Source organism: Williamsia sp. Y721, from assembly GCF_059683565.1.
Window position 1 is genome coordinate 324057 of sequence record NZ_JCASNH010000003.1, and the last position, 12228, is coordinate 336284.

Sequence of the window (12228 nt, forward strand, 5' to 3'; positions counted from 1 at the left end):
CGCCGACTCAGGATTGGTATTGCAACATCCGCTCGACGGCGGTGACGACCGATTGCCGGCGAGCGGCAACTCCGTCACCGCCGGCTGGGTCTTCCTCGAGTCCGGTAAGTCCTTTTGGTGACAGCTGCCAGGCTTGCGCGATGGCGTAGATGAAGACCAGAACGTCGATGGCCGACAACGGTCGGGCCGCGGCCGTCGCGACGGCGAGCGCTTTGTTCCGATAGACATTGCGCGGCTCAGCAGTGGCCTCTGGTCGCTCGAGCTGAGCCCACATACTCAGCCGGAGTACTTCGGGGAAACGCTGATGATGATCGAATACGTCACCGGCCCAGCCGGCAAGGTCATCCGGACGCGGCGGGACGTTCTCGGCCATGCGACGCAGAGCCTCTGCCAGGGTCGCATCGAATAGGCCGCTCTTGCCGCCGAAGTACGCGTAGATCATCCGAACGTTGCTCTGCGCCTGAGTAGCGATCCGCTCAACCCGCCCGCCCGCGAACCCGTGCGCGGAGAACTCGTCGGTTGCCGCCGCGAGGATCCGCTCTCTGGTGGCTTCGGCATCGCGGGCCATTGCTCTCTCCCCTGCTTCGGATTGACGGGCTTACAGTCACAGGCTAGCTTACAAGTAAGTATTCATTTACTTATCAACTGGAGGCGACATGCCCCGTATTGCCCTCGTGACCGGAGCCAACCGCGGACTCGGACGAGCCACCGCACTCGCCTTGGCCAGGAACAAGATCAAAGTCGTCGCGGCCTCGCGGAGCGATGCGAGCGAGGTCGTGGACGACATCGTCGGATCGGGCGGCGAAGCCATCGCGGTCCACTTGGATGTCGAAGACCTCTCCTCCATCGAGGCGGCACGCATCGCTGTGCTCGCCAGCATCGGGCAGGAGTGGAACACCAGCACCATTGACGTGCTGGTCAACAACGCCGGGGTGGGCCTGTTCGCGCCTCTCGGCGCCATTACGGCTGAAGACTTCGACGCCACCTTCGCCGTTAACGTCCGTGGTCCGCTCTTTGTCACGCAAGCTTTCTTGCCCCATCTGTCGGAAGGAGCGAGCATTGTCAACGTGTCGAGTTCGCTCAGCCGACACGTCAGCCCGGCGACCTCCGTCTATGCGGCATCGAAGAAGGCCCTCGAAGCACTTACCCGCAGCCTCGCCCTCGAACTAGGCCCGCGGGGCATTCGGGTCAACTCGATCGCCCCCGGTCCCACCGCGACCGACTTCAATGGCGGAGCCATGCGCGACAGCGAAGCCATGCGCGAGGCACTCTCCGGGCAGACCGCTCTCGGGCGAGTGGGCGACCCGGATGAAATCGCCGACGCGATCTCAGCCCTTGTGTCCCGTGAGTTCCGCTGGGCTACGGGTGAACGCATCGAGGTATCCGGTGGTGTCTTGCTGTGACTGAACCAATGACCCGTCGAGCACACATCGACGCGTCCCGGCGTCGACCGGGCTTTCGACACGCGAGCGCGCCATTCGTTGCTCACGTCGCCCGGGCTCTATAACAGCCCTGGGCCGACTATCGGGGACGTGCTTGGTGCCGGAAACAGGTAGTGCACTACTCGTGAGTGCACCGATCAAATGTCAGACGATTGAAGCGTCAGACGGTAGAAGCGGTTCCCGCATTGAGCGGCCCACAACTCGTGACCCGAGTCCGCACGCGAGAACCCTTTGCAGGAAGGTCTTGCGATGCTTCGGGGAGCAGTGTTCATCGGCGTGGATCGTACGGGTGCCGGCATGCCGGTGCTGTGCGCCGCCGCGTCGGGCGCGCGGCAGATGTACGACTGGGCCGTCGATTCCGATCGCGGTGGAATCGAGCCGGCGAACGCTCGCCTCCTCACAGATGCCGACGCCAAGGTCACCTCTGACGGGGTGCTGACCGCGGTCGAGGAACTCATCGCAACCGGTGTGGACCAATTGATCGTCTACTTCGCGGGACACGGCCTGCTCGTCGAGATGATCGAGACCTGGATGCTGTCAGACGCACCGGTCCGGGGCAACGCGGCGATCAGCGTAGGTAAGAGCATCCAAGCCGCCAAAAGGGGAAAGACGCCGCACGTCGTCATCATCTCAGATGCCTGCCGAACGCCCGCCCAGGACATCGACACCCAGTCACTCACGCCGGTCTCCGCATTTCCCAACAGTCCCGGAAGTGCCACGCGCCCACGGGTTGACGTCTTCTACGCCAGCGCGCAGGGTCAGGCCGCGATCGAGATCAATACCGTTGCCGCCGAGGGGATCTACACGTCGGTGCTCCATGAGGCACTCAATGGGCGACTGTACGACGTGCAGGGTCTCGAGCGGGATGTGATGGTGCGCGGCGACGACGGTGACCCTCGCTGGTACATCTACACCAATCCGCTCTGCGTCTACCTCGAAGCGGCGGTCGGCGAACGCCTCGCGGAACTTGATCTCGACATGGATCAGTCGCCAACTTTCGACGTTCAGGTCGGCCCGAACAAGCGGTGGCTGGCCAGCGTCAAGCGCGGCGACGACGGTCCTATCGTGCGCGGTTTCGCCGGCGACACCGAAACCGGCCTGGAGAGTATGGTTTCCAGGCGGTCGCTGTCGAAGATCACTACGACCCTGTACCAGGCTGCGGCGGGTCCGTCGGAGACGTTCACCTCCGAGCTCGCACTGGCAGAGTCCGAGGGTGCCGGTCGATTCGTCAGCTCGATCCAAACTTTGCTCGACCCGGTTGGGACCGACACTGTGCTGCCACCCACGGATGGAATTCGGCGCGGACTCCGCATTCGAGGTGCGTCGATTCGCCGCGCAACGTCACCCAATGGGGCGGTGGTCACCGATGGCAGGATGATCGATCTGGCGGCGGGTTCGGGCACCCGCATGGTGGCCTTCGAACTCGACAATGACACGACGACAATGCTTCCCGTGGTCGAGGGTCATGTGACGGAGGTCCATGTCGATGGCCGGCACATCAGTGGGGTGTTCTTTGACCCGCAGAGGGCCGAGTCGAGTCGCGATCAGTATCTCCGACGCATCAAGGCGATTGTCACCGCGTCGGCGCAGCGTCGTCGCTATCCCGATGTGCTGGAGGGCGTCCGTCTGGCCGCGTTGTTGACTCGAAACCAGCCAAATGACCTGACACTCGCGTTGTATCGGGCCTACGCACTCGGAACCAGCCAGGATCTGGATCAGTTGGCAGAACTGCGAATACGGCTGTCTGAACAGTTCGGTGACATCGAATTCCTTGACCTGGCTCTGCTGGAAGCCGAGTCATCGCCTGGGTCAGCGCATGGTGCACAGCTCACGACGCCCTTCCCGCTGCTCACACAGGGCTGGGATCTCATCACCGACGACGGCCCGACCCTGTGGTCGCGAACCGGCGAACTCCGACGCCACCTACTGCCGTCGCTGTGGACGGTCTTCGACAGTGCCGCAACCGATCTGTTGTTCGAACCCGCTTGAGTCGAACCGACACGAGGAGAACCACATGTCCCGAGAGATCATCTTCATCCACGGTCGATCGCAGCAGGGCAAGGACCCCGCCGCACTCAAACAAGAGTGGATGGATTGCCTCAACGAAGGTCTCGCGAAGAGCGATCCGACGTTGCCTCCGATCAACACCGACCAGGTGCGGTTCCCCTTCTACGGGGACACCCTCGACCGCATGGCGAAAGGGTTCACGGACGGCGACGTCCCTGACGTCGTCCTGCGCGGCGAACCGAACCTCAACAGTGACGCGAAGCGATTCCTGTTCGACGTGCTCACCGATGTGCAACGGCAAGAGCACATACCCGACGCCGAGATCAGCGCACAGACCGGAATGGACGTCACCGAACGCGGCCCGCTGAATTGGCCCTGGATGCGCGCCATCCTGCAGAAGCTCGATCAGGACAGCAAATTGAGCGCCGTGACCATCGCGCTGGCCAGCTACGACGTCTTCCAGTACCTCACCAACGGCACTATCCGCCGACGCATCGACGACGGCGTCATCGGCGCTTTCACGCCGGGAGCCGACAGTGTCGTCGTTGCGCACTCCCTGGGCACCGTCGTCGCCTACACCCTCTTGATGCGCGAAGGTGAGCGTCGGAACTGGAAGGTACCCGAGCTGATCACCGTCGGTAGCCCGTTGGCTGTCAACGCGATCCGTGATCGAGCACCGGGTATCGGTGAAGTCGGTGGCAACCGCACACCGCCCTGCGCCGAGAGTTGGTTCAACGCCATGGATCCCCACGATGCCGTGGCATTGCACCCACTCGACGTCGACCATTTCACCATCAACCCACCGGTACCGGCGATCGAGAACAAAACCGATGTGGACAACCGAACGCCGAATCAGCACGGCATCAGCGGATACCTGGGTGATCCCGTGGTGGCGCGGCGAATCTACGACGCACTACAGGAGTAAGGAAATGGCCACCGAAGAGATCGACTTTCATCTCGAGATCAGTCGATATCTGGCCGCCGATCATCGCGGCGGCTATCAGGCGAAGGTGCTCGGGGCACCTTCGGGTGGTCACCCGAACGCCATATTCGACATCGATGTCGACGACATCGTGAACCAGCGAGACGAGCTCGAGAACGCCATCCTGGCCGCGTCCGTCCCGGCGCGGCGCGCGATACCTGTCAGCGAACGGTCGTTGCACGAAGTCGGCACGAGCTTGTTCCGTGCGGTGTTCGACGGTCCCGTGAACAACGCGTACCGAGCCAGCCTGGGGGCCGCGCAACACCAGCGCAAGCGACTTCGGCTGGTGCTCAGCCTGACGGCACCGGAACTGGCCGCCGTCCCGTGGGAGATGCTGTTCGACCCCGACGACGGGAGATACCTGTGTCGGCAGAGGCCACTCGTTCGGCACATCCCGGCGCCGGACTACGACCCTCTACCCCTCGACGTAGAGCCTCCGCTGCGCGTCCTGTGCATCGTCGCGTCCCCGAGAAATCTTGGCGCGCTCGACACGGAGGCCGAGATCGGCCAGCTGAGGGCGGCTTTGCGGGAGCAGATCGAGCAGCGTCGGATCGAGTTGGTCTGCGTGCCCCAGGCATCGTGGAGCAGCGTGCACCGCTACCTGATCTCGGGGACGTGGCATGTGCTGCACTTCATCGGTCACGGCGACTACGACCCGGCGAAGACCGAGGGTTGCATTGCGCTGGTGGGTGAGAATGGCCGCGCCGACATGATCGAGGCCTCACGGCTGACCGAATTGCTCGACGAAGCGGAACCCACTCCGCGTCTGGTCGTGCTGAATTCGTGCTCGTCGGGGCGGGCCGCATCCGACGACCTGTTCGCAGGCACCGCCGCTGCCCTCGCCCGCGGCGGGATAAGCGCTGTCGCTGCAATGCAATTCACCGTCAGCGATGCGGCAGCGATCGAGTTCGCACGTGGCTTCTATACGGCGGTCGCCGAGGGCCGAGATATCGACCGCGCCGTCCTCAGTGGACGAAAGGCCATCCTGGGGTTACCGAACACCCTGGAGTGGGTGACGCCGGTGCTGTACATCCGGGGTGGGTCGACTCGGTTGTTCCATCTGACGGATCAGGTGCCCGGTGCACCGTCGAATCCACTGCCGAACATCGTGCGCGACCTGCCGTCGAATCCAGTGTCGGTGCAGCAGTCGAATCCAGCACCGGAACCGTGGTCGGATCGGCGATCGCGGCAGGTGTCGGGACAGCCGTCGTTTCCGGTACCAGAACCGCGATCGGATCGATGGGCGCAGCCGGTCGGTCGGCAGGAGCCGGCGTGGCAGTCGCAGCCGAGTTGGCCGCCCGTTGAACATCCGCGTCCGGAGCCACGGACCGAGCACGTGGTTGTACCGCGTACCGAGTTGTCGGATGAGGTATTTGCAGACAACAAGCCCGCTGCACCGAAGTTGTTGCTCTGCCTGGTCGCGGCAGGTCTGGCGATACTCGCGGCTGGGCTGATGATCGTCAATCCGTTCGTGCCCTATGCAAAGGGCAGTCCTGGGCACACGATCTTCAACCGAGACGAACTTCGGATTCTCCTGATCCCTTCGATGTCACTCGCGTTCATCGCTGGACTCGCCGGAGTACTCACGGGCAGTTCTGGGCGTGCTCGTCTGATCGGTCTCGGCTTGATACTGAGCGGCGCTGCAATCGGCCCATCGCTACTCTTCACACAGTGGATCAGTGAAGAAGGATCTCCGTCGGCCTGGAGCAACTGGGATATCGCCGTATGGGTCTGGGTCATCGGGGCCTTGAGCTGGACCCTCGGAGCGGGTGTGGCCGGTTTCGTGCTGCTGTCCACACGAGGGCCATCGCCCCGATTGCGATTCACCTTCACCGAGCGACGTACCCAGCTGGCACTTCTTCTCGGCGGTCTCGCGTGCATCGTGCTGCTTTGGCACCATTTCTCGATGCCCGGCGCGTGGCAAGAAGAACGGCGAGTCAGTCCGCTGCTCGGCGGGCTGTGGATCGCGGGAGCGGCGCTCCTGGTCCCGCTCGTCGCCACCGCGATGCGCGAGCACTCTCTTCGGGTCGGATTCGTTCTCGGGTGGGCCGGAGTATCCGCCGCATTTCTCTTCTACCGAATCCAGATTCTTTACGAGAGGCACGATGACTCAGCGATGCCGCTGGCCCTGGCCGTCATCTTCGGGCTCCTCGTCGTTGCCTGCGCCGTGGTGTTCACGCGTACCTGGCGGGACGGAGTCAACCAGGTGGAAGGGGGCCGTCCACTCCCCCTCCGCTAGGCTCTCGACGTGAAGCGGAAACCCGAAAATACAGCTACACCGCTCGCCGCGAATCTCCTTGGGGCCGCCATATTATTGACCCTCGTAGGTTCATTTTGGGCCCTCGTAGAGGCAGTTGACTGGTCGGGAAATGTGACGAGTCACCGTACGCCCGGTACCAAACCGTATAAGGGATACGAGAGCAAGCACTGGGGAATGGGTGATCGAATTCTGGTGTTCTTCGGGTTCGATTCCGAATCAGCAGTGGTGGTTTCCCAAGCCCTGCTCTGGACCTCTCGTCTTGGTTTCGCGGTGACTGCCATTCTCATCTTCCTGGTTGCGCGCGTCCTGATGGCGGCGCGGTCAACAGGATGACCTCATCAGAACGAGTGAGTTTTACAGTGTGACAACGATTTTCCCGATCTGTCGGCCATGTTCGAGATAGTGGTGGGCCGCGGCGATGTCGTCGAGTTTGAATACTTTGTCGATCGTCGGGTTCAGAGCCCCGTTTCGCAGTCCGGCTCCCAGGAATGCGGCGATTCTCCGCACCACCACGGGATCGAGTGTGTGCTCGAAGCTCGCGTACCGGATCAAGGTGAGGGGATTCATCGGAACAGGAGCAGGCCGTGAATCGAGCCAGCCCACCGCCACGATTTTTCCGTTGAACTTCAACGCGCCGGCGAGTTCGGCCAGGCCGGGGCCCATGACCGAGTCGAGGATGATCTCCACCCCCACGCCATCGGTGCACTGTTTGGCGACCTCGGCTACGTCGTCATCATCGGAGACGATCACCGTGGCGGCGCCCGCCTGCAAGAGGGTGTCCTTCTTCGCGGTGCCACGGGTGACAGCGATCGGGATGGCGCCGATGAAATTCGCGATCTGGATCGCGGCCAGGCCCACGCTGCTCGATGCTGCGGTGATCAGAACGTGGTCACCGGGGCGCAGACCCGCCTTCTCCACCAGGGCCCCGTAGGCCGTGGAGTACGACACCCACAACGCCGCAGCGCTGGTGGCGTCGAGCGTCTCCGGGCGGGTGATGACCCGGCCGGCCGGCACAATCGTGTACTCGGCGTAGGTTCCGTTGATGTCTGCGTCGGGCACGGCGGTGATGATGACCTCGTCACCGACGCGGACACTCGGGACGCCCGAACCGACCGCGTCAACGGTACCGGCGCCTTCGATCCCGAGTCGGGCATGCGGAAGCCGGATCGGTGCCGGGTAGTGCCCGGCGCGCATCATCTGATCGAGACGGTTGACCCCGAACGCGTCGATCTTGATACGCAGTTCGCCCGCGCCGGGCTCACTGATCGGCTCATCCACGATTTGCAGAACATCCGGTTCACCAAACTCGTTGAATACGACAACACGTGCCATGGTGGCGACTCCTTCTCGGTGTGCTGCATGTACTTCAGGTCGAGTGCATTGCAGTCAGACGCTATTATTTATACACTCGTGCAAGTAATGCAAGTGTCAAAATCACGGAGGTAGAGATGGCGGGACGACCGGTTGACCATCAGCGTCGGGTCGCGTTGCTGGATGCAGTGGTCGACTACGCGGTCGAGCAGGGGTTCTCCGAGCTGACGTGGCGTCCTGTCGCCGCAGCCCTCGGGGTCACCTCGAACACACTGGTACATCATTTCGGTACCAAGGAGCAGATGTTTCAGGCCGTCCTCGCGCGGCTTCGAGAACGCCTCATCGTGGATACCGAAGGGGCGCTCGGCGAGCAGCCCGACCTGGCAAGCGCGGCACGGGTGGCGTGGGAGCACACCTCGGACCCCAAGCGGGAACAGGAGTTTCGACTGTTCTATGCCGTGTATGGGCGCGCTCTACAAGCGCCACAGCAATTCACCGAGTTTTTGGGGCAGGTGGTCACGGACTGGATGCGCTCGCTGTGCGAAGTGCAAGGCCCGGACGTCGATCCTGATATTGCCAGACGACGGGCGACACTCGTGATCGCGACGATTCGAGGGCTGTTGCTCGACCTACTGACCACCGGTGATCGTGACCGAGTCCACGATGCGGCTGAGGCCTTTCTCGCCGGCCTGTAGTCGCCGATTGCGGGCGTGACTTCATAAGCGCGACAACCACTCTCGTGTGTGCGGGTCCGAAATGTTCCGAAACAGGACGAAACGGTCACACAAACGGAGAGCATTTTTCGGCGGTCTTGCCAGTGACTGGCATCACGCGTAGCGTCCGGAGAATGAGCAGTACCACCACTGCGATGCATATGAGCGACGGCATTGTCGACGCGCCGACGTCGCTGCTCTTTGCTGCGATTGCTGTGTGTGGTCTTGCCTTTGCGGCCTGGCGGGCGCGTTCGGAGCTCGACGAGCGAACAGCTCCGATGGCAGGCCTGGTGGCCGCCTTCATCTTCGCTGTTCAGATGGTCAACTTCCCCATCCTGCCTGGTGTCAGTGGCCATCTGCTCGGGGGCGCGTTGGCCGCGATCCTGGTCGGGCCGTACGTCGGGGCGCTGTGCGTGGCAATCGTGCTCGTTGTGCAGGCGTTGCTCTTCGCCGATGGTGGACTCACGGCCTTGGGCGCCAACATCACAAATATGGCACTGATCGGTGTCGCTGTCGGTTATGTCCTGGCCCGACTCCTCGCTCCCCTGCTGGTTTCCCGCGGCGATGCGGGGATGGCCGGCATCGGATTCATTGCCGCACTGGGAGGTACCGTCGCCGCGGCGATGGGTTTTGTACTCGAGTATGCGATCGGTGGCGCATCGGGCTCCACGCTCGGCGAGGTAATGGGCTACATGCTGGCCACCCATCTTCTGATCGGGGTCGGAGAAGGCGTCATCACCGCGATCACCGTTGTCGCGGTGGCCAAAGCACGTCCTGATCTGGTCTATCTGCTGCGTGCTGTGCGCCGAACAGACAGTGCCCGAAGCGCTTCGGACCACCCGGGCCGATCGATGACCAGATTTCTGCTCGCCTTCGCGGCAGCAGCTTTTCTGGCCGCCGGCCTCTTGTCGTACGTGGCCAGTTCGCAGCCCGACGGTCTTGACGCAACCACCCAGCGGGGATGCACCGTGGTCGAGGTCGATGGTGCCGAACAACTCGATGGCCAGTGCATTGCCCAGAATGCCAGTGAACATCACCGCTCCGAATCGTTCCTGGCCGACTACACCATCAACGGCAACGAGACACTCACGGGCGCAGCGGGAATCGTTGGCGTGCTGGCGGTATTCGCGCTCTTGGTCGCCGTGATTCGGCTGATCCGCGTAGGCAGACGTCGCTCCGCACTGGTAGCACCCGCAGGCGTCTCCGATACCCGCAGCCAGGCGCCGTAACAGTGGGCGCGGGAAACTCGCTCTATCTGCCCGGAAACTCGCCGGCACACCGCGCCGCTGCCGAAGTGAAAATCGTGGCCGCGGTCATCGCGGTGTTCGCCGTGGTTGCGACGCCCCGAGAGTTGTTCTGGCCGTTCGGGTGTTACGCCGCCATCCTGATCGGAGTCTGGTGGTGGGCACGCATCCCCCTACGTTGGATCCTGCCGCGGATGGTGATCGAACTGCCCTTCGTCATCCTGGCCGTGCTACTCCCCTTCGCCGACGGCGGCCCACAGACCGAGGTTCTCGGAGTGTCACTGTCGACGCAAGGGCTATACGCCGCATGGGGCGTCATAGCCAAAGGCACACTCGGTGTCGGGGTGTCGCTGACCCTGGCGGCAACCACGAGCGTCCGTGACCTACCTTCCGGGCTGACCCGGCTGCGGGTGCCCGGAATGATCGTCACCATCGTCGTACTCATGCTGCGGTACGTTGATCTGCTTGTCGCGGAAGCCATCCGGATGCGTATGGCGCGCATCTCGAGAGGCGACGATCCGCGTACCCTGCGCCAGGTCGGGGCCACCGCGCGTGGAGCCGGAGCCCTGTTCCTGCGCTCCTATGAACGCGGAGAACGCGTCCACCTCGCCATGCTCTCGCGCGGATTCACCGGAGCGGTCCCCCACTATGGGACGATCCCGGCAACCGCCACAACCTGGCTGTTGGCCCTGATCCCGACCACAGCAGCGGTCGCTGTCAGTATCTGCGCCTGGTGGCTGCAATGACAGCGATATCGGCCGTGGCGGCGGGCACCGTGCGGGTGGTTGACCTCAGCTTCGCCTACCCCGACGGAACCGGCGCACTGCACGAGGTGAGCCTGCACCTCCCCGCCGGCGAGCGGGTCGCCGTCCTCGGACCCAACGGCGCCGGAAAATCGACCCTGATGTTGCAACTGAACGGTGTGCTGACCGCGGATTCCGGTGAAGTCCACATCGGAGACATTCAACTGGGCCCGGACACTGTGCGCGAGGTCCGGCGACGGGTCGGCCTGGTATTCCAGGATCCCGACGATCAGCTGTTCATGCCGACCGTCGCCCAGGATGTCGCCTTCGGCCCTGCGAATTTCGGGGTCCTGGGTTCCGACCTCGACAAACGTGTCGCCGAGGCCCTAGCCGCAGTGGGAATGTCAGACCGGGCCGATCGGTCACCAGCACATCTGTCGGTCGGAGAACGTCGCCGCGCCGCGCTGGCCACCACGCTCGCCTGCCACCCCGATGTCCTGGTGCTTGACGAGCCGGCGGCGAACCTCGACCCGGTCGCCCGGCGAGAGCTCGCCGAGGTACTGCGGAGGTTGCCGACCACCATCGTGATGGTCACCCATGACCTGCACTACGCACAACGAATCTGCACCCGTGCCCTGATCCTCGACGGCGGCCGGATTGTCGCCGACGGCGATATCGCAGAGATACTCGGTGACAGGGACCTACTCGAACGCCACCGCCTTGCCTGAATCATCCCGCGCCTGCTCACTCCAGCCGGCCATCGGATTGTCGGCAAACCAGACGGTTGGCAATACCTGCATTCGGCGCGACACTGGACATATGCCCGGTGCCGAAACGACAAGCGACCTCGCGGTCGCCCAGGCGCGCTCGATCCTGCAACACCACCGATTGCGGTGCACCGCCCCCCGCGTGGCCGTCATGACAATCCTGATCGCCGACCCGGCCGTCGGGCATCTGAGCGCACAACAAATCGTCGAACGACTCACCGAACAACGCGACCTGGTCGACCTGACCACGGTCTATCGAACCCTCACCACCATGGTCGAGGTCGGGATCCTGCACGCCCTCACCGTTGGCGACCGTGTCACCACCTACGGATTGGCCGAACAACCCCACCACCACGCCGTCTGCACCCGGTGCGACGCCGTGATCGAAGTACCCGCCGAATATCTCGCCGAGGCCCTCGCCCGAGCCAGTGACGGCAGCCGCTTCGAACTCCCCGCCACCGCGGGCCTGACCCTGCACGGACTGTGCCCGACCTGCCAGGAAGAAACGAAATAGGTATTCGGCACCTGACCGTCCGCCTTTACAGTTTTTTGGTCGACGACGATGCCGAGACAGCGGGTCGACCCGCGCTCGACGAGTTCTACTGGCACAAGGCGTGTTACGGCCGCACCGAGCTGTGGATCAGTGATCAACATCTCCACCAGTTCGTGGCCGAGTCGCTCTGGACCGGGGTCGAACGTCGTCAACGGGATCGGGCCTGTGCGTGAGACATTGCTGTCACTCGAGGTGTGGCGGCGGGG

General features: G+C 63.4%; 13 protein-coding genes and 1 pseudogene. 12 read left to right on the forward strand and 2 right to left on the reverse strand.

The features are described from left to right. Positions 1–7: 7 nt before the first annotated feature. Positions 8–568 (reverse strand): TetR/AcrR family transcriptional regulator, encoded by a 561-nt coding sequence (locus AC56PL_RS16205; protein WP_497154497.1) that lies wholly within the window; start codon positions 566–568, stop codon positions 8–10. A gap of 88 nt (positions 569–656) precedes the next feature. On the opposite strand from AC56PL_RS16205, the gene AC56PL_RS16210 reads away from it, so the two are divergent. The 5 genes from AC56PL_RS16210 (at position 657) to AC56PL_RS16230 (ending at position 7024) form a co-directional block, all read left to right on the forward strand. Continuing rightward, positions 657–1403 carry an SDR family NAD(P)-dependent oxidoreductase gene (locus AC56PL_RS16210; protein WP_497154498.1) on the forward strand — a complete coding sequence of 249 codons (747 nt, stop codon included), beginning with the start codon at positions 657–659 and terminating at the stop codon, positions 1401–1403. Positions 1404–1691: 288 nt separating this feature from the next. Beyond that, the gene (locus AC56PL_RS16215) at positions 1692–3431 is read left to right on the forward strand and encodes a caspase family protein (protein ID WP_497154499.1); all 1740 of its coding nucleotides are present in this window, start codon (positions 1692–1694) and stop codon (positions 3429–3431) included. Between the two features lie 25 nt (positions 3432–3456). After that, positions 3457–4374 carry a hypothetical protein gene (locus tag AC56PL_RS16220; RefSeq protein WP_497154500.1) on the forward strand — a complete coding sequence of 306 codons (918 nt, stop codon included), beginning with the start codon at positions 3457–3459 and terminating at the stop codon, positions 4372–4374. A gap of 4 nt (positions 4375–4378) precedes the next feature. Further along, on the forward strand, positions 4379–6670 hold the full coding sequence (locus AC56PL_RS16225; RefSeq protein WP_497154501.1) for a CHAT domain-containing protein: 2292 nt from the start codon (positions 4379–4381) through the stop codon (positions 6668–6670). A gap of 9 nt (positions 6671–6679) precedes the next feature. Continuing rightward, on the forward strand, positions 6680–7024 hold the full coding sequence (locus tag AC56PL_RS16230; protein WP_497154502.1) for a hypothetical protein: 345 nt from the start codon (positions 6680–6682) through the stop codon (positions 7022–7024). Between the two features lie 21 nt (positions 7025–7045). Here the strand turns inward: AC56PL_RS16230 and AC56PL_RS16235 are convergent, their stop codons facing one another. Further along, entirely contained in the window at positions 7046–8023 is a 978-nt protein-coding gene (locus tag AC56PL_RS16235; protein ID WP_497154503.1) for a zinc-dependent alcohol dehydrogenase family protein, read from the reverse strand. Positions 8024–8139: 116 nt separating this feature from the next. On the opposite strand from AC56PL_RS16235, the gene AC56PL_RS16240 reads away from it, so the two are divergent. The 7 genes and pseudogenes from AC56PL_RS16240 (at position 8140) to AC56PL_RS16270 (ending at position 12195) form a co-directional block, all read left to right on the forward strand. Further along, positions 8140–8697, forward strand: coding sequence for a TetR family transcriptional regulator (locus AC56PL_RS16240; RefSeq protein ID WP_495516393.1), 558 nt, complete (start codon positions 8140–8142; stop codon positions 8695–8697). A 152-nt stretch (positions 8698–8849) separates the two neighbouring features. Continuing rightward, positions 8850–9533: pseudogene (locus AC56PL_RS16245) on the forward strand (energy-coupling factor ABC transporter permease); the annotation flags it as partial. Between the two features lie 33 nt (positions 9534–9566). After that, positions 9567–9944, forward strand: a complete 378-nt coding sequence (locus tag AC56PL_RS16250) for a PDGLE domain-containing protein (protein WP_497154832.1) — start codon at positions 9567–9569, stop codon at positions 9942–9944. A 2-nt stretch (positions 9945–9946) separates the two neighbouring features. After that, a complete protein-coding gene (gene cbiQ, locus AC56PL_RS16255; protein ID WP_497154504.1) occupies positions 9947–10705 on the forward strand; it encodes a cobalt ECF transporter T component CbiQ in 759 nt (252 codons plus the stop codon). Then, positions 10702–11430 (forward strand): energy-coupling factor ABC transporter ATP-binding protein, encoded by a 729-nt coding sequence (locus tag AC56PL_RS16260; protein WP_497154505.1) that lies wholly within the window; start codon positions 10702–10704, stop codon positions 11428–11430. The genes cbiQ and AC56PL_RS16260 overlap by 4 nt, the downstream gene beginning before the upstream one ends. 91 nt (positions 11431–11521) lie before the next feature. After that, positions 11522–11983 (forward strand): Fur family transcriptional regulator, encoded by a 462-nt coding sequence (locus AC56PL_RS16265; protein WP_497154506.1) that lies wholly within the window; start codon positions 11522–11524, stop codon positions 11981–11983. A 35-nt stretch (positions 11984–12018) separates the two neighbouring features. Next, positions 12019–12195 (forward strand): hypothetical protein, encoded by a 177-nt coding sequence (locus tag AC56PL_RS16270; RefSeq protein WP_497154507.1) that lies wholly within the window; start codon positions 12019–12021, stop codon positions 12193–12195. Positions 12196–12228 lie beyond the last annotated feature (33 nt).

Coding starts and splice junctions, on each gene's coding strand:
- AC56PL_RS16220 (WP_497154500.1), top strand. CDS start 3,457: ATGTCCCGAGAGATCATCTTCATCCACGGTCGATCGCAGCAGGGCAAG.
- AC56PL_RS16205 (WP_497154497.1), bottom strand. CDS start 568: ATGGCCCGCGATGCCGAAGCCACCAGAGAGCGGATCCTCGCGGCGGCA.
- AC56PL_RS16250 (WP_497154832.1), top strand. CDS start 9,567: ATGACCAGATTTCTGCTCGCCTTCGCGGCAGCAGCTTTTCTGGCCGCC.
- AC56PL_RS16215 (WP_497154499.1), top strand. CDS start 1,692: ATGCTTCGGGGAGCAGTGTTCATCGGCGTGGATCGTACGGGTGCCGGC.
- AC56PL_RS16260 (WP_497154505.1), top strand. CDS start 10,702: ATGACAGCGATATCGGCCGTGGCGGCGGGCACCGTGCGGGTGGTTGAC.
- AC56PL_RS16235 (WP_497154503.1), bottom strand. CDS start 8,023: ATGGCACGTGTTGTCGTATTCAACGAGTTTGGTGAACCGGATGTTCTG.
- AC56PL_RS16210 (WP_497154498.1), top strand. CDS start 657: ATGCCCCGTATTGCCCTCGTGACCGGAGCCAACCGCGGACTCGGACGA.
- AC56PL_RS16225 (WP_497154501.1), top strand. CDS start 4,379: ATGGCCACCGAAGAGATCGACTTTCATCTCGAGATCAGTCGATATCTG.
- AC56PL_RS16265 (WP_497154506.1), top strand. CDS start 11,522: ATGCCCGGTGCCGAAACGACAAGCGACCTCGCGGTCGCCCAGGCGCGC.
- AC56PL_RS16240 (WP_495516393.1), top strand. CDS start 8,140: ATGGCGGGACGACCGGTTGACCATCAGCGTCGGGTCGCGTTGCTGGAT.